This is a genomic window from Poriferisphaera sp. WC338 (assembly GCF_050931845.1).
Taxonomy (GTDB): Bacteria; Planctomycetota; Phycisphaerae; order Phycisphaerales; family Phycisphaeraceae; genus Poriferisphaera.
The window spans coordinates 3985269-4005884 of record NZ_CP194516.1 but is presented as its reverse complement, the minus strand read 5'-3'; the positions used below and the strand labels follow the sequence as shown (position 1 = coordinate 4005884).

Genomic DNA, 20616 nt, shown 5'->3' with positions numbered 1-20616 from the left:
CGTATATGGGACAATGATGTCCGGGATACATGTCACTTTGTAAGGAATTGGAGTTTTGTTATGGGGACAATATTAATTCGCGGTTTATTGTACGTGATGATGTTGTTGTGTGTAGCTGGAACGGAATTACATGCGGCGGTAAGTGTGGGACAGAATCCTGACTACCGAATCAGATCCATGCGTGGTGAGGTAATCACGAGCGAGAAGCTACGTGGGAAGATTGTGATTTTGGATTTTTGGGCAACGTGGTGCCCTCCATGCGTAGATTCCATGCCACATATGAAGGAATTGTATAAAGCAACGCACGGGAAGGGTGTAGTCATTATTGGGATCAGCCTTGATCGTCGTGGCCGGGATGTGTCAACGTTTGTTAGGAAGAATGGGATTTCCTGGCCGCAGATGTTGGATAGCAAACGGACAATGACGGAACAATTTGGTGTAAGCGGTATTCCGCGCGTTTTTATCATGGGGCCAGATGGAAAAGTGGAATGGACTGGGCATCCAATGCGGATGGATCAACCAATCAAAGATATCTATAAGAAATACAAAGATCAGCTTACAACGAAAGCTTCGAAACAAAAAAAAGCAGCCGAGGAAGAAGCACGAGAAGATGAAGAGGCAGCTGCATTTGAGGTAGATGCTGCAACACGTAAGCAAGCATTGGGATTGATTGCTGAGGCACAAGAGGCGGCCAAGGCAGGGAACTTTGCGGTGGTGTTGCAGAAATTGAGTGCGATCCCGGTTGAAGCAGCACGTGATCCGGAACTGGTCGATGCAGCTGTGAAATTAGCGATGTCGATGCAATCGCAGATTTTAAAGAATCCGGAAATAGCGATGCTGATCAAGGACAATCCTGAAATGATCCGGCAACTCCGGGCGCTACAGCAGGCAGCAAGAGAATCCAAATCGCAGAAAAAAGCGCTTGAGAAATTGCGTGGGAAAAAGATTGAACGTCAAAATACTGCAGACCCGCGGAAAAAAGTAAATCCGAAACTGCTCGCGAGCAAAATGGCGCAGGCAGAAGCAGCAGAACGTGGGCAAGACCTTGTGAAGGCATACGAGAAGTATCAATGGGTTATCAAGCGCGGTGGGGATAGCGAAGAAGCTAAAAAAGCAGCCGCGCGCGTACGGGAACTTGAAGCGGATGAAACTTTTGCTGAACGATATGAATCACACAAGCAAGATGAAAAAGGCAAGCAGATGCTCAAGACTGCCGCAAGCTATCTGAAAGCTGATGAGAAAGAAGGCGCAATCGAGGTCTATCAAGAAATCTTAGCGAAGTACCCAAAAGCCTATTTTGCAAGAGCAGCAGCCAAGGAAGCACTTAAGGAGCTTGGCGTGAAGGCAAAGAAGGATTGATCTTTCAGGCAATTAAATCGTTGAATAGATATGCCGCATTCAAAAGAATGCGGTTTTTTTATTTGATTTCAAAAAATGAGATGTAAAGAGAAAACCCATGACCGTGGCCATGGGTTTGGTTGGATAGTTTCTATCTAAGCACTAATTAGCCGGCGGAAGAGGCGAATTGTGTTTTCACGCCGGAAGCGGGAAGTTCAGATGAACCGGTGAGGTATTCGTCGATCTTACGAGCGGCGCCACGACCTTCATTAATCGCCCAAACGACAAGTGACTGGCCACGACGGCAGTCACCGGCAGCGAAAATGCCTTCAATGGAAGTAGCATAGTCGCCATATTGTGCTTTGAAATTTGTACGTGGATCGGTTTCAAGGCCAAGTTTTTCAGCAAGGAAAGTTTCAGGTCCGAGGAAGCCCATGGCAAGGAAACATCGTTCCGCAGGAATGATTTGTTCGGAGCCGGTGACTTCCGTCATAGCCCAACGACCTTGCTGATCTTTGCGCCAGTGGACACGAACGGTTTTAACGCCAGTAAGATTACCATCATCGTCGCCGATGAATTCTTTGGTGAGGATTTTGTAGACACGTGGGTCTTCGCCTTGGATAGCTTCGGCTTCCTGATGGCCATAATCTGTGCGAAGGATGCGCGGCCACTGCGGCCAAGGGTTGTCATCAGCACGTTCTTTGGGTGGTTGCGGGAGCAGTTCAAAGTTGATCACAGACTTGCAACCGTGACGAATAGATGTACCGATACAATCAGTACCAGTATCACCACCACCAATGACGACGACGTTTTTATCTTTGGCTGAAATGTAGTTGCCGTCCTCAAGGTTTGAGTCAAGCAACGACTTAGTATTCTGATGGAGGAACTCCATGGCAAAGTGGACGCCTTTGAGTTCACGACCGGGAACAGGAAGGTCGCGCGGCCGAGTAGCACCGGTGGCAAGAAGAACCGCGTCAAACTCGTCCTGCAATTGTGACATGGGAATGTATTGAATATTGGAATCTTTGGGTCCTGCGCCTGCAGGTTGATCGTCGTCGCCGCAGATGAAAGCATTGGTGACAAAATTCACACCTTCGGCGATCAGGAGATCGATGCGGCGCTGCACGTAGTTCTTGTCGAGCTTCATGTTGGGAATGCCATACATGAGTAGTCCGCCTATGCGGTCGTGACGTTCGTAAACAACGACATCGTGGCCGGCTTTGTTAAGTTGTGCGGCTGCGGCAAGACCTGCGGGTCCGGAGCCGACGATAGCGACACGTTTGCCGGTGCGCGCTTCAGGCGGCTCGGGGATGATCCAGCCTTCTTCATAGCCGCGATCAACGATGGCGCACTCGATGGACTTGATGGTCACAGCGGGTTCGATCACACCGAGGCAGCAAGAGCCTTCGCACGGTGCGGGACAGACGCGGCCAGTGAACTCGGGGAAGTTATTGGTCTTGTGGAGGCGGTCAAGCGCTTCTTTCCACTGATTGCGATAGACGAGATCATTCCATTCAGGGATGAGATTGTCGATGGGACAGCCGGTGTCGGACTGGCAGAAGGGCACGCCGCAGTCCATGCAGCGGGCACCTTGGTTCTTGAGCTTGGTATCCGAATCATGATCGTGGATTTCGTTGAAATCCTTGGCACGCGTGAGCGGATCGCGGTTTGGGAGCGGCTTACGCTTGTATTCCATGAATCCTGTTGGTTTACCCATGTCTTATCTTCTTTCTATCACCTGTCTTTATGCAGGTTTCCCAATCATGATTTTAATTTCAGTCTAAAGGGTTCTGATCTAACCGTTGATTAGATTAGCCTTGGCCGACGCCGGGCATATTTTCAGAAGCGGCAGCGGCAAGCTGCTGTTCACGCAGGACACGCTTGTAATCAATCGGCATGACTTTGACGAACTGGCTGACCCGATCCTTCCATGTGGCGAGCACTTTTTCCGCAACATTGGAGCCGGTATATTGCAGGTGCTTCTCGATCATGGAGCGAACTTCGGTGATATCCTCTTCGGTTTCGAGTTTTTCGAGTTCGACCATGCCGAGGTTGCAGTGCTGGATGAAGTTACCGGCCGGGTCCCAGATGTAGGCGATGCCGCCGGACATACCGGCTGCGAAGTTACGGCCTGTCGGGCCAAGGATGACGATGCGGCCACCGGTCATGTATTCGCAAGCATGATCGCCGACGCCTTCGATAACGGTATGGGCGCCGGAGTTACGAACGCAGAACCGTTCGGCAGCCATCCCGCGGAAGTATGCTTCACCTTTGGTCGCGCCGTAGAGGCAGACATTGCCGGCGATGATGTTGTCTTCCGCAGCAAAAGTTGCGTTCTTCGGTGGGAAGATCGCCACGCGCCCGCCTGACAAACCTTTGCCGACATAGTCGTTTGCATCGCCTTCAAGGTTGAAGGTGATGCCATGTGCGAGGAAGGCGCCGAAGGACTGGCCCGCGGAACCGGAGAAATTCACGGTGATCGTGTCTTCGGGGAGACCGGCCGCTTCATGAACCTTGGACACCTGATTCGAGAGCATCGCGCCGGCGGTACGATCGGTGTTCTCGATCTTGATATCGAGTGTAACTGGGGTTTGATCCTTGATCGCGGGCTGACATTCAGCGATGAGCTTGCGGTCGAGGACTTCACCGAGATTGTGATCTTGTTCTTGCAACTTACGGATACCGACATTTTCGTGCGGCTTCTTCGCAGGTGTAAGGATCGCAGAAAGATCAAGGCCATCAGCTTTCCAATGGTCCACTGCGTCACGTGTGTCGATGAGATCGACGCGGCCGATCAGTTCGTCTATGGTTTTGATGCCGAGCTTGGCCATGAGTTGGCGGGCTTCTTCGGCGACCATGAAAAGATAGTTGACGAGGTGTTCGGGTTGGCCGTTGAATTTTTTGCGAAGCACAGGGTCTTGCGTGCAGATGCCGACGGGACATGTGTTGAGGTGACACTTGCGCATCATGATGCAGCCCATGGTGACAAGCGGCGCAGTGGCGAAGCCGTATTCTTCGGCACCAAGACACGCGGCAATCACCACGTCACGGCCGGTCTTGAGTCCGCCGTCGGTTTCAAGACGAACACGTGAACGCAAATCGTTCATGACGAGGGTTTGATGCGTTTCAGCAAGACCGAGTTCCCATGGAAGGCCGGCGTGTTTGATCGAAGTCAACGGTGAAGCACCGGTGCCGCCATCGTGACCCGAGATTAAGATGTGATCGGCATGCGCTTTAGAAACACCTGCAGCAATCGTGCCAACGCCAACTTCGGAGACGAGCTTCACCGAAACATCCGCTTCGGGGTTCGAGTTTTTCAGATCATAAATAAGCTGCGCGAGGTCTTCGATGGAGTAGATGTCGTGGTGCGGTGGCGGAGAGATGAGACCGACGCCAGGGGTGGAGTGACGCAACGAGGCGATAGCTTTGTCGACCTTGAAGCCGGGAAGCTGACCACCTTCACCCGGCTTCGCGCCCTGCGCGATTTTGATCTGCAGAACATCACCGTTGGTGAGATAATAGGAGGTCACACCGAAACGGCCGGAGGCTATCTGTTTAATCGCGGAACGTCGCAGATCGCCGTTGTTGTCGGGCTTAAAGCGTTTGGGATCTTCACCACCTTCACCAGAGTTTGAGCGGCCGCCGAGACGGTTCATCGCAACAGCCAATGATTCGTGCGCTTCTTTGGAGAGCGAACCCATGGACATCGCGCCGGATCGGAACCGGCGAACGATATGCGCTGCCGACTCGACTTCATCAAGCGGGATGGATTTGGATTCATCGATCTCGAAGTTGAAGAGGCCACGTAGGGTGGCGCGTGATTTTGCGTCATCGTTGATGAGGCGAGCATAATCATCATAAGCCTGACGAGAGTTTTCGCGGGCTGCCCGTTGGAGGTTTGCAATCGTTTCGGGGTTGAACTGATGCTTCTCGCCGCCAGCGCGCCAGTGGAAGTCGCCGGGGTTAGGGAGGGTTGGAAGTTTAACGACTTTCTTGGGCGGATAGCCGATGGCATGACGACGGGTTGCTTCCTTGGCAAGCACATCGAAACCTGCACCTTGAAGTCGCGAGGCGGTTCCGAAGAAGCAACGGTCGACGACATCGGAACGTAGGCCAATGGCTTCAAAGATTTGCGCCCCCTTGTAGGAAGCAAGCGTGGAGATACCCATCTTGGAGAACACTTTGAGCATACCGGTACCGACAGCTTTGATGTAGTTCTTGATGGCCTTTTCTTCGGAGATCGCATCGGGGTCCATGATGCGTTCATTACGCATGCGGTAGATGGCTTCGAAGGCCATGTATGGATTAACCGCATCAACGCCGTAGCCGGCAAGCAGGCAGAAGTGGTGCACTTCACGCGCTTCACCGGATTCGATCACCAGACCAACTTGGGTGCGCTCTTGGTGTTTAACCAAGTGATGATGGACCGCACCGCCGGCAATCAGTGAGCTGATCGGCACACGGGTCGCGCTGGTGCCACGATCGGAAAGAATGATGATCTGATACCCATCAGCAATCGCTTGGCGGGACTCTACGCAAATACGATCGAGGGCTTCGTTCAGATTCTTTTCATTCTCAGTATCAGAAGCAGCCAGCGGGTGGGTGATGTCAATGGTGATTGACTTCCAATCACGGTGTTTCATGTTGCGGAGCGCATCCAGTTCTGCATTTGTAAGAATCGGATGCGGCAGATGCAGGCGATGGCATTGCTCTTCGGTGGTGCCAAGAATATTGCCTTCGGGCCCGATGTAAGTTTCCAGCGACATGATGATCTCTTCGCGAATCGGATCGATCGGCGGGTTGGTCACCTGTGCGAAAAGTTGTTTGAAGTATTCATAGATCAGGCGTGGCTTGTCAGAAAGCACGGCAAGAGCCGCATCGTTACCCATCGAGCCGATGGGGTCTTTGCCATCAAGGCACATGGGCTGAAGGAACATGCGGAGGTGTTCGATGGTGAAGCCGAAGGCCTGCATTTTTTCGAGGACTTGGTTTTCATCGACACGTGCGACATCAAGACCGCGCTCAGCGCCGGGGATTTCAGACACTTCGATGCGCTGGTTTTGTAGCCACTGCCCGTAAGGACGCGCGGTGGCAATGCTGTTCTTGAGTTCTTCGTCGGCGATGATGCGTCCTTCATCGAAGTTGACGAGGAACATGCGGCCGGGCTGCAGGCGACCTTTGTATCGCACTTGATCAGTCGGGATGTCTGGCACGACGCCGACTTCGGAAGCCATGATCACACGGTCATCTTCGGTGACGTAGTAGCGCGAGGGACGGAGGCCGTTACGGTCGAGGGTCGCACCAATGTACGTGCCATCGGTAAATGCAACCGAGGCCGGCCCATCCCATGCTTCCATGAGTGACGCATGGTATTCGTAGAAAGCACGTTTTGAGGGCGACATGGATTCATGATTTTCCCACGCTTCGGGGATCATCATCATCATGGCTTCGGGAAGCGTACGACCAGACAGCAGCAGCAACTCAAGTACATTGTCGAACGTACCCGAGTCCGATGTCGTCGGATCGATGACAGGCATAAGCAGGTCGAGATTCTCGCCGAAGAGTTCGGACTTCATGAGACCTTGACGTGCTTTGGTCCAGTTGGCGTTACCGCGGAGCGTGTTGATTTCGCCATTGTGACTCATCCAACGCAGCGGCTGAGCGCGGTCCCAAGATGGGAACGTGTTGGTGGAGAAGCGGGAGTGAACCATGGCAAGATGCGATGTATATCGTTCATCGCGGAGGTCGGCATAATAAAGCGGTACCTGGTAGCTGGTAAGCTGACCTTTGTAGGTGATGATTTTTGAAGAAAGAGAGCAAACGTAGTAGGTGCCGTCGTCGAGATCATTGGTTTTGATCTCGTGGAAGGCTTGCTTACGAATGGTATATAGTTCACGTTCGAAGGCATCTTGATCGTGATCGCAGTCTGCACCAAACTCACCCGTGGCTGCGCCAATGAAAACTTGCTCAACGAACGGCTCAGTACGGAGTGCAGATGGACCAATATCTGCATTAGATGCGGAGGTTGGCACTTCGCGCCAACCAAGGAGAGTTTGCTTGTGCTCGGCGATGTACTTTTCAATAACCTTTTTGCAAGCAGCACGTTTATCAGCATCTTGCGGGAAGAAGATCATGCCGACAGCATAGTGGCCGCGCTCTGGAAGATCGGTACCTGCATTCTTTTTGTATTCTTCGTTAAAAAGATCGTGCGGAATGGCGGTGAGGATACCCGCACCGTCACCGGTATTGGCTTCGCAGCCACAAGCACCACGGTGATCCATGCGGTGTAGCATTTCAAGCGCATCAGTGACGATGCCATGCGAACCGATGGCTTTGAGCTGCGCAATAAAACCTACGCCACAAGCGTCTTTCTCATTGGCAGGATCATAGAGTGCCTGCTTCTCGGGAAAACCGGGGCTGAGCTTGTACTGAGGGTCGCGCAAGCTGTCTGTCTTTTGATTATCCATAACCCAATCCTTCATATTCTTCTTCATGTCGTTGTGTCCCGCTTGGTATGCGGGGCAGGTGAAGCGCAGACCCGAAATAATCAGATGCGTAGCGATTCGGGGGTCGCAGCGTGTTTGATCTGCCGCGAAGCCCAGAACTGCTGGCCAAGGTCCGTGTCGGGGCCAGCATTTGCGAGCAAGTAGTCAATAAACTGTTGCGTCGCGGGAGAGAAAGCGGCGTCTTGATGCTTATGCCGTTTCCTGTAAACCACACCCATGGGCCTGACCATCTGCGGGCGGAGCTCGGTCAGTGTCAACGTGCCTGCTTCCAATTCTCGAAGGACGGTGCGTCCGGGGAGGATGGAAAAAGTGCTGGTGACAGCGACCGCATTCTTCACCGTGTCTATGTTGTCAAACGAGCCGGCAATGCGCGGCGTCGCGTGATGCTCCTTGAGGAAGGAGCGAATCTTTCTGCCAAGCGGCAGGTCCGTATCAAATGTCACCATTTCATAGGGTGACAAATCTTCTGGTGTCACCACGCTGCGAGAGGCAAGTGGGTGACTGGGGTTAGTGACCACAGCCATTACCTCTTCGCGGAGTGGGAGGATCCCGAGTTTGCGCCACCCCTGAGGGTAGGCGAGAATTCCAAAGTCGGCGACATCTTCACGTACTTCCCGATACACATGGTCGGGCTTGGTGTAGTGGATGTCGATGTGGACCCGAGGGTGTTCTTTATGGAACTGGTCGGCGATGCGTCCGAGGAGTTCGATGCCGGAGGAATAGATCGCAGCGATCCGAACGGTCCCGATAGGGTCTTGTTTCATGCTCGCCAGTTTTGCGGCAAGCCGGTCGTACTTATCAAGGATGCACGATGCACCTTCAAGGAAGGTGTTGCCTTCGTCGGTAAGCGCGAGCGGCCTGACAGAACGGTCGATGAGCGTCACACCAAGTCGTTTCTCAAGCTGGCTGATACGCTGGCTTGCGGCGGACTGAGTGATTCCATGAAGGTTGGCTGCCTGTGAGAAGCTGTGGCAACGCGCAACATCATAGAAGAGACGCAACGTCTGCATAAGATAAGAAGTATATCATTAGGGAAGTTAATGTCAAAAAAGTGTACAATTAGATATTTTTATATTGCGCGTCTTATATAAGACCTCAATTTTACGATAAGTCTTTTTTATAAATAAGATTAAGATCTTCTGTCATGATTGACGGATCGAAGCTGGAGAGAAAAGATGGGTTTCGCCTCAGGGTGAGCCTGCAGTTGTCCGATAAAAAAAGTGAGCCGATGATATATTGATCAGGATGTGCCGGGCTAAAGACAGGAAGCTGTTTATGAGTATGCATTTACCATTGATTGGCCATGTGCTGCACCAAATGGATTTTGCGGGTGCAGAAGTTTTGGCTGCAGATCTGGCCCGACGACTGGGTCATCGGTGGCGATTTGTATTCTTGTGCCTAGATGGGGTAGGTGTACTGGGAGATCAACTTCGAGACGAAGGATACGAGGTGGTCGATCTGGGGCGGCGGCCAGGCGTAGACTGGCGCGTTGGGCGGCGGCTTCGGAAAGTGGTACATGAGCGACATATCCATTTGTTGCACGCGCATCAATACACACCATTCTTTTATGCAGCAGTCTCACGACGATTCAAAGCACACCCTCCGATTGTGTTTACCGAACATGGTAGGCATTATCCAGATAAACGCAGTGGCAAACGGGTGTTTGTGAATCAATATTTACTTAAAGAACACGATCGAGTTACAGCGGTTGGACAGTTTGTTCGTCAAGCTCTGATCGAAAACGAGGGGATCACCGAGCAGCGCACCGGCAAAACCGTCGAGGTGATCTACAACGGGATCGACCCGGATAAATTTGGCGCGGGCGACAAGGCAGAAGCTCGGCGGCGACTGGGTCTGGGCGAACACGAACGGATCATCATGCAAGTCGCGCGGTTCCATCCGGTGAAGGATCATGAAACAGCCGTCCGTGCGTTTGCCAGAGCGATTGGCGATGAGCCGGAAGTGCTGGGTTCGAAAGCAAACCGCGCAAAACTGGTATTGGTAGGTGATGGCAGTGAACGAGAAATGATCGAGGCGCTTGTACAAGAACTGGAGATTGGTGAGCACGTGCTATTTACAGGTGTACGAGATGATGTCCACGAAATCTTGCCCGCGGCAGACATTTTTATGCTGTCAAGTTTAAGTGAAGGAGTGAGCGTCACACTATTGGAAGCAATGGCAGCAAACATCCCGATCGCAGCAACCAATGTGGGAGGGAATGCGGAAGTTGTGGAGCATGGCCGCAATGGTTTGCTCTCTGAACGACAACATCCGGAAGCACTTGCACATAATCTGAAGATGTTGCTTGGCGATGCAGACATGCGGGCTAAAATGGGAGAAGCGGGGCAAAACCGTTTACTTAAGATGTTCACCCAGCATCAAATGCACAAGGCTTACGAGCGCGTGTATGCACAGATGTTAGGTGAACCGATGCAACGCGAGATGGTCTAGTTGGCTTAATCACTCCATTGCAATACAAAAATGCTGAAATAGTCCCCTACGAAAACAGGTTTAATCCTTGGATTCATCGGCAACTGATCCTTTCTAATATCAGGCATATGAAAATGAAACATACAATCGTGATCTTGTTTGTCAGTTTGATGATGACGCTGCAGGCTGGTGCGCAGAACGGGTATGAATCCTTCACACATGGCTGGGCTGATGATCCGATTTGGTTTGATGGGAAGGCAGAATATGTGACGTATGAAGCAACACGACCCATCTATGGCAAGCTGCGACAATACCAAGCACTGATCATCACCAACAAGGAACACTTCAGCACAAAAACGTTTACCAAAGATGCTACCAGAAATGGGATGCCTGTTTTCAAACATCACATCCTGGAAGATATCGCTGTCAAAAACTATGTGTATCACTACAGTATGATGAGCTATATCGGCACCAAAGATTTCAAGAGTTATAAATTAGATCACGCTTCAATCGAAGATTGCGGCAGTACGTACAAACGCTTTGTGAATTGGGACGGCAAAGTGAGTTGGGAGCAGGATTCATATTTTCCGAATGAAGGAAGTCGAAACGATCGGTATAACACGCCGAAAGACTTTGGGTTTTTCGATGCGATGACGCTGGTGTTACGTGGATATCCATTTGATGCTCCTGCGGATATTATGATGAATCTTGTGCCGGACCAATCGACAACGAAATGGTCGCCATATGCACCGCAGCAGTGGGTAGTTGAGTATGTGGGTAAAGAAAAATTGATACTGCCGATAGGAGAAGTGGAAGCGTATCATGTGCGGATGCGGTTTGCAGGACCGACAAAACAATTCATACCGCCGGTAGATTTCTGGTTTGAAGCATCGACAGATCGACAACATGTATTGGTCCAATACACCGGACCGCACGGTGTGAACTACAAAATCAAGTCTTACAAACGATTCGCATATTGGGAAGGCAACTAAGCAGATCACTGGCGGGGAATTTATTCAGACAAAGCTAAGTAGATGACCTCTTGCATAGAATGAGCGGGCAAGCCGATAGGCGCTAAGGCGCAAACGGCTTGTTTACGTGTATCTATATATTTACAACAGCAACCGATAAGTTTAAGAGGTCGTATTATGATTGAACTAGTAAATCATCCAGATGCAAAAGAAGTAGTAGGCCTAAAAGCAATCGGCAAACTTAAGCATGAAGACTATGAGCAGGTTGTTCCTGAAGTTGAGAAAATGATTGAGGATCGTGGAAAGCTGCGACTCGTGCTGCTTGCCGATGAGTTCGAGGGATGGAATCTCAAAGCATTTTGGAATGAACTTCGATTTGATGCGCGGCACCGCCGAGACTTTACAAAGGTCGCGATCGTCGGCAAAGAAAAATGGCATAATCACGCAGCAAAATTATCGAATCTGCTGATGAAAGGTGAGATCCGTTACTTTGATATTGCACAAGTGGACGAAGCGTGGCATTGGGCGGCAGCATAATATCCCATGCATGAAGGGTAAAACATGATTGATATCGTCAAACGTAGCGGCATAGACAACACCCTGGGTATGTATACCGCAGGCAAGCTTACACATGATGACTACACTCGAATCATCCCAGTTATTGAAAAAATGATCGAAAAGCACGGCAGAATCCGACTCGTTGTAAACATGGAAAAATATGATGGAATCGAGTTGCGCGCCCTGTTTGATGACTTAAAGTTTGATATTGCTCATTGGAGAAGCTACGAAAAAGTTGCCATCGTTGGCCACAAAAAATGGCAAAAACAAATGACAAAAATTTCAAACCTGATCATGAATGGTGAATTACGCTACTTTGATCAATCAGATATTGAAGAGGCCTGGATATGGGCGGCATCGATTGACGCAGCATGATTTCACCTTCCTAAATTACAACCATAATAAATACAGCAGCGTGACTATAGGTTTTGCTGATACGCGATGGTATACTCCGCCTGATCGGGATTACAATCATGATCGGTGTGGCACACTGTTGGCTTAACCATAAGGAGCCTGTGATGCTTGCTGTTTTATTTGCGATCCTAACCGCGGCTGCATGGGGAGTGGGTGGCTACTTCGAAAAGAAGGGATTGAAGCTCGGCAATCTTTCCCCGCATGTTGGGATCACGGTACGGACGGCGGTAGCAATTTTGATCCTTGGTGTAATAAGCTTACCGCAGTGGAAACAGCTCGGTAATGCCGGCACAAAATCAATCTTATATCTGGTGATAGGTGGAGGAATCGTCGCTGGATCGATCGGGATGCTCTGTTTTTACGCTGCAATTAAGGAAGCACCGCTTTCGCGGGTCATGCCAATTGCTTTTACCGCGCCGCTATTTGGCGCGCTAATGGGAATGATGTTTGGTGGTGAGCCAATAAGCATGAAAATTGTAATTGGTATGTTGCTAACGGTGTCGGGGATCGTGGTGTTGACTATGTCCTGATTGTGGATTGGATCCAAGTAAAAGTGCAATGGATCTGGCTTACGAACTTAATAAGAGATGTTGTTGCGCAACCTTGATGCATCAGACGGCCAGATCGTGTAAGTTTAGGTAAAATAAACAAACTCCGAGATGAAGGATCAACTTGGACATGATGATACTTAGGCAAGAGGGATTTATGCAGCATAATCGCCGCGTATTAAAAACATTGATGATCATGATTTCGCTCTTTGTGACGAGCGTGGCAAGTGGAGTTGATCTTGAATCGCCACTACGCCATCTCATCCAATCGAGCAATCTGGGCAAGACGACGTATTCAATCACGGTAAAAGATCTGGACTACGATGTTTATCTGGCCGAGATCAATGCAGATACGCCAATGATCCCAGCAAGCAACATGAAGATACTGACGACCGCGATGGCATTGGATATCTTGGGGGCAGATTATATTTTTGAAACGCGGCTTTCACTCCTGGATAGCAAATACACTGATGGGCTTCCAGCGTTATTGATCCGTGGTGATGGTGATCCAGCCTTTTGTGATCCAGCATTATTGCGTGACCACGATCTCACCGTAGAAAATGTACTTGATCAATGGCTCAAAGCAATCGAAGCTACGAACGTCAAGCATTTCAGCAAGATCATTCTTGATGATCGCATTTTCGATTATCAATTTGTGCACCCATCATGGGAACAGAATGATTTAATGAAGCACTACGGAGCACAAATCTCCGGGCTTAATTTTTATCTGAATTGCATTGACTTTACATTTGTTCCGAGTAACTACATTGGTCAGTCACCGCGGATTATGATGTTTCCGGATGTACCATATCTGCAGACGATCAATCGCGCCAAAACAGGGAAAACAGATAACTATTGGGTCAATCGCCGACTAGACACGAATGACTTTTCTTTCCATGGCACGATCAAGAATCATCCGTTTCAACCCAAACGCATGACCGTACATGACCCCGCTGTGTTTTTCACACAATATTTGATTTACGAATTAGAGAAACGTGGAATCAAGGTAGATTACATCGCCCGACCGGACGAGGACCAAACACTGCCACCGGGTGAAGAATTACACGTGGTGCGAACAACGTTGCCACTTGTAATCTCGCGAACGAACCAAGATTCGGTGAATTTGTTTGCAGAATCTTTGTTCAAGCGAAGCGGACACCAAATCACAGGTGAACCGGGTGGTTGGAACAACGGCGCCGCCGCTATGCGGAACGTAATGCACAGCCGAGTCGGCCCAAGCGCCAGTGCGATCAATATCAGTGATGGCAGTGGTTTGAGCCGTGAAAATAAGGTATCAAGCCGCATGTTTATCAATCTACTTGAGAATGTGTATGAAGACCCGGAAAAGTCACAGGTGTTTCGTGAATCACTATCGTATGCTGGCCGTACACCTGAGAATGAGCGCATCGCAGTAGGATCACTGAAGCGTGCCAAACGCATGAAAAACCTTAAGCCGGGACATTGGGTCTTTGCCAAGACAGGTCATCTAACTGGCGTCACCGCGCTGTCCGGCTACTACATGTTCCCATCTTCGACTGAACCGGACGCAATCCGAACAATTGCATTCAGCTTTTTATTCAACAATATCAAAGCACCGGTTCTTCAAGCCAACGTGCGTAAGTTACAAGACAACATGATTGATCACATTCAAAATGCAGTCATGATGTCGGAATCAGTTGGTAGGTAATACTCATTTTTCAGCAACGTATCATTGCTACTGTCATTTCATATCACAAAGGACAATTATGAAACCTCGGATCAGCATGATTGCATTAGGTGTTGAAAACCTTGAACGTGCAATTACGTTTTATCAAAACGGATTAGGTTTACCAAAAATTGATTCACCGCCGGAGGTTGCGTTCTTCAATCTTAACGGCACATGGCTGGGATTGGCGACAAGAGAAAGCCTTGCAGGCGATGCGGAGGTTTCAGCAGAAGGCAGTGGTTATCGTGCATTCAATTTAGCACATAATGTTGCATCGGAAGAAGAAGCAGATGAAATCTTGCAACAAGCGGTCGCAGCTGGCGCAACAATTGTAAAACCTGCACAAAAAACTTCGTGGGGTGGCTACTCTGGTTATTTTAAAGACCCAGATGGGCATCTATGGGAAGTCGCATACAATCCATTTATGTGGATTGGACCCGAAGATTGATCTGTTTGATAAATGACCTTTGCCGATTATAAATTAACACTTGCGCTTTCTTGGCGAGTATGATCCATCAGCAATTGCTGCGTGCCAATGCCCGTTGTAGTATCATTTGGATCGGGTTGACGCTGAATATATGTACCATCCGGTTGAAGGTCCCACGCTTGACGCTGATCGTTCAGTGATACATCGAGAATTAACTGTAACTTCTTTTGCAGCGTTAAATCGTAAATCGGGGCGATACACTCAACACGGTTATTAAGATTACGGTACATCCAGTCCGCAGAACCTATGTAGTATTCATGGTTACCGTCGTTATGGAAATGATAGATACGAGAGTGTTCGAGGAAACGGCCGATGATCGAGGTCACCGTAATGTTTTCACTGAGATCTTTCACGCCGGGACGCAGTGAACAGAACCCGCGAACAATAAGTTTCACGCGCACGCCTGCTTGTGAAGCATCATAAAGTTTATTGATGAGAATTTTGTCTTCAAGACTATTCATTTTTGCAATAATTGTAGGACGATTAGGGTCTTCAGGGTCAGCACCGCGTGACTTCCACGCTTCACAATATCCGATTTCACGATCGATCATTTCCATGAAACGACGGCGCATATTGATCGGTGCAATGAGCAGATGATCGAAGTCAGTTTTGATGCTGCGACCAGTAATGAAATGAAAAACTTCAATGAGATCGTTGGTTAGTCTTGGATCGCAAGTGAAAATACCAAGATCGGTGTATAGCTTTGCGGTTTTAGAGTTATAGTTACCAGTACCGATGTGCGCATAGCATCGCATACCATCTTCTTCATGCCGAACAACGAGTGCTGTTTTGGTGTGTGTTTTCAGGCCAACCACACCATAAACGACATGAACACCAGCTTGTTCGAGTTGTCGAGCAAGCTGCACATTACGTTCTTCGTCAAAACGTGCTTTGAGCTCGACCAATACCACAACCTGCTTACCCATCTCCGCAGCCTTGATTAACTCTGGTAGGAATGGCGAATCCTTATCGGTTCGGTAAAGCGTAAGTTTAATCGTAACAACCTTCGGATCTTTTGCCGCAGCTTTAATGAAGCGTTCTACAGATGATCCGAAAGAATCGTATGGATGGTGCACCAATACATCGCCAGCCCGAATAATATTGAAGATATCGGAATCTTCATCAGCAAGACGCGGCGGTGTCATCGGCGTCCAAGGCTTATACTTGAGCTCAGGCACGTTTAAACCATTAATAATCCAAAGATCCGTGTAGTCCAACAAGCTCGGCATCTCATAAACATCATCCTGCTTAAGGTTAAGCTGATGACTAAGCACACGGTGAATCGGCTTATAAGGATCGTGTTGTACTTCAAGACGAACCGCTCGTGCAAAACGGCGATCGCGCAGTTCTTGTGAGATCAATTCAAGCAAATCTTCCGCATCCTCCTCATCGCGTTCAACATCAGCATTACGAGTGATACGGAATGATTCCACTTCCACAATTTCCATGCCACGGAAAAGCTCATCCAAATTATGCGTAATCAGGTCTTCAAGATTGATGAATCGAAATTCATCTTCTTGGCCAGAGGTCATGTGGTTTGGGTTTTTAAGTTTGATCCAGCCTGGCAAAACCGCAGGAACTTTCACGCGCGCAAATTGCATACCCATGTCCTCGGGGTCCGTCGAAAACTCACTCGTACTTTCACGAACTGGATCATTGGGGTTCCGTAACATTACACCCAATGACGTGCTGAGGTTACTGATAAAGGGGAACGGATGACCGGGATCAACTGCAATAGGCGTGAGTACCGGAAAAAGATTCTTCTTAAAGTAATCTCGCGCCAGATGCTTACCATGCTCAGTAAGCTCGTTCCAATTGAGCATATGAATACCATTTTTGGCAAGCGCGGGTTTGATTATCTTCTCATAACAGTCTGCTTGCTGCTTAAGCATAGGCAGAACTTTTTCACGTATGAGCTTAAGCATATCCTCAGGCATCATGCCGTCCGGCGTGCGCGATACTACACCGAGATCGATCTGCCGTTTCAAACCACCAACACGTTTCTGATAATACTCATCAAGATTGGAAGTGAAGATTGCCAGAAAACCAACGCGCTCCAAAAGCGGTGTGCGTGGGTCAAGCGCTTCATGCAATACGCGTCGATTGAATTCTAGCCATGATGATTCACGGTTGAAAAATTTTGCACGCTCCGCCCGCACCGCCTGTAATTCTTTACCAGGTGCTGCCAGTTCCGCACGTGATATTGCAGCTGCTTCTTCGTTCGGTTTCATACCCAGATTCTCTTGATCCATCTTGGTTTCAATCTCATCGCATACATAGAAATTAGACCCCAATTATAGCCTGCGAGCGAATGATGTAACGACAATCAGGTCAATTCGCTACAGATGAACCGCTCAATTAACACAAAAGCCATATAAACCACCTGTTTTTACCGCAATGATGATGATCCCAGAGCCGTGATGCGCAATTTTCAGGTGGATTATGGCAGCTGACCGGAATCTGTAAGACCTTCAACCTTTGTTGGTTTATAGACTAGGACCTTACCGTTGGTGATACGCAATCGATCCATGATAGGACCGTTAACCCCCTCGTCAATCACAATCTCAATCCATTTTTCCGATTCGACATCAGCACGAAGGATTTGCTTAGCTTCCCGCCTATTCAATGGATAGACGACTTTCTGATTATGCTCAGCATGTTTCAACATGATTGTCATATCAGCCCAACGCAGATCATCATCGCTATGCTGAGTTTCATCCAGTTGAGCTTCTGCAGAAAAATAAGCCGCACCAGAAGGGAGCTCAAATCGCATACTCGCTGGAGCATGAAGATGTAATACCCCCGACTCCCAACTCGGCGTATGTGTTAAGCCAAAAACCACAGCAGGCTTTGCAGCAAGTACTTGTAGCGAATGAAGTGGAAGAATTTTGTAACCGTGTTTTTGTATGTCTATTTGCGAGATAGACGTAAGTGGGAGCTCAAGATCGTCTTCACCCTGACCTGTCAAACTCACCGTTATGTATACTACTTCTTTGGCCACATTCAACTTGTGTGCATAAAGCCGCGACCCATCTGTAAGATTAACAACATATTGGCTCTGTACCTCTGGCTGGTCTTGCATGAGCTGAAGCTCGGCAAGATGGTCGACATTCAAATTCAATAAGCCATCTTGATCTTGCTCAAGCTGAAGTTTGCCTTGTTCAAAACCGACGACAAAACCTTGGAGTATTTCACCGTTAAGGAGTGTGACCAGATCATTCTGTGGCTGGTTATTTTTATATTGTTGGATCGGCCCTGAAAAAGAAGCGGCACGTAAATCGTCAAGTCGCACCGGTATGCTACGCCGATGCCGAGCAGTATAGGTCCAACCACTTTTGTTACGTTCGTCAAACACACCGCTATTTTTTATAGCACGTTCGACACCCAACATACTTTCCCAATAGAATCCTTCACCTTCTGCGGCAGGTGTACGAAACTTAATCTTGCCAGTGATACGCTGCCCATCAATAAACTCGATCATGCCTAGATGATCTGGCAACTGAAAAACGTTCTTTGTTGCAGTAGTCAAACGAACGACCTGTTTTAGATCACGTTTTTGTAAACGTTGTTGAAGATCGTAGTAAACAATCTCATCTTCATTCATTGCGATCAAATAGATACGCTGCGTTTTGAGCGATTGATCTAGCAAAATCATCGGACGTGCTGCAGAAGCATGTACAGTCATCAACAGCAATGCCCCCCAAAAGGCAACAAGCCCAAGATAAAAATGTATGGCTGCTTGATTCAATGCTCGCATCATCGTCCCCTGCGGTGTAATTTTGATGATTGTTGAAAGCTGCGCATCCCCAGTCACCTACCTTTGAAATATCGGCAATAATCGATTGGGTATTTGCATGATTAATAAACTCATAGATGTACCGTAGGACTTACCGTGGGATGATTCCCAGCTTCCATCCTCGTTTTGCCGTGTGATCAGCTCATCACGTACCTTGGGGTACCACTGCTTCCAATAATCACCGCCCGCAAGATACATCGCTTGTCCTGCATAGTAATGCCCATAGTAGTAATGACCACCACTACGAAAACTCATATGCTCACCTTCCCGGACCAGATAACCCAAACCTTTTTCAATATCTTCCCCTTCATAAACACCCGCATAGAACAAACTCGCCACACCGGCAGCCGATCTCGGAAATGCACTGCCACCGGCACTGAGCATGTAACGAAATCCACCATCTGCAGGATTTTGACATTGCCGCACATAAGCAATCGCTCGATCAATTGTTTCCTTCGGCACGCTCAACCCTGCATTACGCGCACTTCTTAATGCCATGATCTGGCAAATCGTCACAGATATATCCGCATCAAACGGGATCGGATGATACCGCCAACCACCTTCATGATTTTGTGTGTTGACGATCAAGCGCACCGCTTTAATTAGAACCTCGCGCACATGCGGATCACCGGTCATCCCATAAGCTTCACCCAGCATTAGTGTTGCGAAACCGTGGCCATACATTGGACCATGTGATGTATCTGCGGCAATAAAGCCACTCTCGGTCGCACTACTAAGTACGAACGTCACTGCCTTATCCACATGCGATCCATATTTACCACGCCCCGGTACATGACCGTCTGCCATAAAAGCCATCGCCGCCAACGCGGTCATACCCACATGCTTACGCATACGCTCGGAACCATAACTACCATCCTCTGCTTGCGCTTCTGCAATAAAACGTAATCCTTTTTCAACTGATGACCGCATCATGGGAGTGATTTCATCAAAAGCAATCGCTTCCGCTCCGCGCGCCGCTTCACCGTTTACTATTTGCAATGGCAACAGCGTAACGCCTATCATTATCGCGCAACAAAGACCATTAAGAAATGGTATGTATTGTTTCATTACATCATTCATATATACCTTTCGATGATCGATATTTAGCTATTCAAACTTTATTCGCTTTGGCCTGTTTGCTCTTCCGCAAGGCGTCGATAGTAGGCTTCTGTCATTTTGCGGTACAACCCACTGAATGGCTCATTTAATCCTTCTCGCAATTCATCACGGACACGCTGTGGAAGTCGTCCCCATTCAACGCGGTGTTCCTGAATGTCTTCACGCTGATTTGCATTTTGAATTGCTTTGCTCACGCCAGCTTGCCCATTGTTCTCCCCAGTACCTTGTGAAAGTTGCGCTCCGTTCCCGCGTTGGCCACCTTGTTGCCCAGCCTGCTTTTTGCCTTGTTCACCTTTAAGCTGCTGTCCACCTTCGTCGGCACTACCTCCTTTACCACCTTTACCTTGACTGGATTGTGCAATAACTTGATCAAGTTGATCCAAAATAACTTTTTGTTGTCGCTGCGTCGGCAAACCAGTTTCATACTCCCGACCAAGCCGCTCACTTACCTGTTTCATTCCGTGCACGATCTTCTCAAACAAATCCGCGGGGTCTTCCTCTGCCAGCATCCGCCTTACGGCTTGTTTCGCCTCATCATGGTTTACTTCGCTTACCGATTGCTTGTTTGTTTTTACTTCAATGACCGCCTCTTTTTCTGTCAATGTTTCTTTCATATCGATGCCGAGCATCTCATCCAGTGATGTTTCTGCAGTATCCTCTCCTCGAGATACACCACCTTCTAGCAATAAAGTACACATCATCAAACACACAATGATCTTCATGAAAATTAAACATTTCATTTTA

The 20616-nt window shown here is 48.8% G+C and carries 15 protein-coding genes; 8 read left to right on the top strand and 7 right to left on the bottom strand.

Annotated features, from left to right (window positions below; genetic code table 11):
* The first annotated feature begins 60 nt into the window (after positions 1 to 60).
* Positions 61 to 1359, top strand: a complete 1299-nt coding sequence (locus tag ACQ6WK_RS16580) for a redoxin domain-containing protein (RefSeq protein WP_432798505.1) — start codon at positions 61 to 63, stop codon at positions 1357 to 1359.
* Positions 1360 to 1504: 145 nt separating this feature from the next.
* Here ACQ6WK_RS16580 and ACQ6WK_RS16575 read toward each other — a convergent pair whose 3' ends face one another.
* The 3 genes from ACQ6WK_RS16575 to ACQ6WK_RS16565 form a co-directional block, all read right to left on the bottom strand.
* The gene (locus ACQ6WK_RS16575) at positions 1505 to 3055 is read right to left on the bottom strand and encodes a glutamate synthase subunit beta (RefSeq protein ID WP_432798504.1); all 1551 of its coding nucleotides are present in this window, start codon (positions 3053 to 3055) and stop codon (positions 1505 to 1507) included.
* A gap of 94 nt (positions 3056 to 3149) precedes the next feature.
* Positions 3150 to 7805 carry a glutamate synthase large subunit gene (gene gltB / locus ACQ6WK_RS16570; RefSeq protein WP_432798503.1) on the bottom strand — a complete coding sequence of 1552 codons (4656 nt, stop codon included), beginning with the start codon at positions 7803 to 7805 and terminating at the stop codon, positions 3150 to 3152.
* Between the two features lie 80 nt (positions 7806 to 7885).
* The gene (locus ACQ6WK_RS16565; protein ID WP_432798502.1) at positions 7886 to 8854 is read right to left on the bottom strand and encodes a LysR family transcriptional regulator; all 969 of its coding nucleotides are present in this window, start codon (positions 8852 to 8854) and stop codon (positions 7886 to 7888) included.
* 265 nt (positions 8855 to 9119) lie between these two features.
* Here ACQ6WK_RS16565 and ACQ6WK_RS16560 point away from each other — a divergent pair, with 265 nt between their 5' ends.
* The 7 genes from ACQ6WK_RS16560 (at position 9120) to ACQ6WK_RS16530 (ending at position 14918) form a co-directional block, all read left to right on the top strand.
* Positions 9120 to 10295, top strand: coding sequence for a glycosyltransferase (locus ACQ6WK_RS16560; protein ID WP_432798501.1), 1176 nt, complete (start codon positions 9120 to 9122; stop codon positions 10293 to 10295).
* Positions 10296 to 10408: 113 nt separating this feature from the next.
* Positions 10409 to 11266: a hypothetical protein gene (locus tag ACQ6WK_RS16555; protein ID WP_432798500.1), complete on the top strand. Its 858-nt coding sequence runs from the start codon at positions 10409 to 10411 to the stop codon at positions 11264 to 11266.
* A gap of 156 nt (positions 11267 to 11422) precedes the next feature.
* Complete coding sequence (locus tag ACQ6WK_RS16550; RefSeq protein WP_432798499.1) at positions 11423 to 11782, top strand: STAS/SEC14 domain-containing protein; 360 nt, start codon at positions 11423 to 11425, stop codon at positions 11780 to 11782.
* Positions 11783 to 11806: 24 nt separating this feature from the next.
* Complete coding sequence (locus ACQ6WK_RS16545) at positions 11807 to 12178, top strand: STAS/SEC14 domain-containing protein (RefSeq protein WP_432798498.1); 372 nt, start codon at positions 11807 to 11809, stop codon at positions 12176 to 12178.
* 143 nt (positions 12179 to 12321) lie between these two features.
* Positions 12322 to 12747 (top strand): EamA family transporter, encoded by a 426-nt coding sequence (locus tag ACQ6WK_RS16540; protein ID WP_432798497.1) that lies wholly within the window; start codon positions 12322 to 12324, stop codon positions 12745 to 12747.
* Between the two features lie 175 nt (positions 12748 to 12922).
* Positions 12923 to 14452: a D-alanyl-D-alanine carboxypeptidase/D-alanyl-D-alanine endopeptidase gene (gene dacB, locus ACQ6WK_RS16535; protein WP_432798496.1), complete on the top strand. Its 1530-nt coding sequence runs from the start codon at positions 12923 to 12925 to the stop codon at positions 14450 to 14452.
* 58 nt (positions 14453 to 14510) lie between these two features.
* Complete coding sequence (locus ACQ6WK_RS16530) at positions 14511 to 14918, top strand: VOC family protein (protein ID WP_432800413.1); 408 nt, start codon at positions 14511 to 14513, stop codon at positions 14916 to 14918.
* A 26-nt stretch (positions 14919 to 14944) separates the two neighbouring features.
* Here the strand turns inward: ACQ6WK_RS16530 and ppk1 are convergent, their stop codons facing one another.
* From ppk1 to ACQ6WK_RS16510, 4 genes are all read right to left on the bottom strand, one after another.
* Entirely contained in the window at positions 14945 to 17188 is a 2244-nt protein-coding gene (gene ppk1 / locus ACQ6WK_RS16525) for a polyphosphate kinase 1 (RefSeq protein ID WP_432798495.1), read from the bottom strand.
* 209 nt (positions 17189 to 17397) lie between these two features.
* Entirely contained in the window at positions 17398 to 18714 is a 1317-nt protein-coding gene (locus tag ACQ6WK_RS16520; RefSeq protein ID WP_432798494.1) for a hypothetical protein, read from the bottom strand.
* A gap of 57 nt (positions 18715 to 18771) precedes the next feature.
* Complete coding sequence (locus ACQ6WK_RS16515) at positions 18772 to 19758, bottom strand: prenyltransferase/squalene oxidase repeat-containing protein (RefSeq protein ID WP_432798493.1); 987 nt, start codon at positions 19756 to 19758, stop codon at positions 18772 to 18774.
* Positions 19759 to 19871: 113 nt separating this feature from the next.
* Entirely contained in the window at positions 19872 to 20612 is a 741-nt protein-coding gene (locus ACQ6WK_RS16510) for a hypothetical protein (protein WP_432798492.1), read from the bottom strand.
* Between the last annotated feature and the right edge of the window lie 4 nt (positions 20613 to 20616).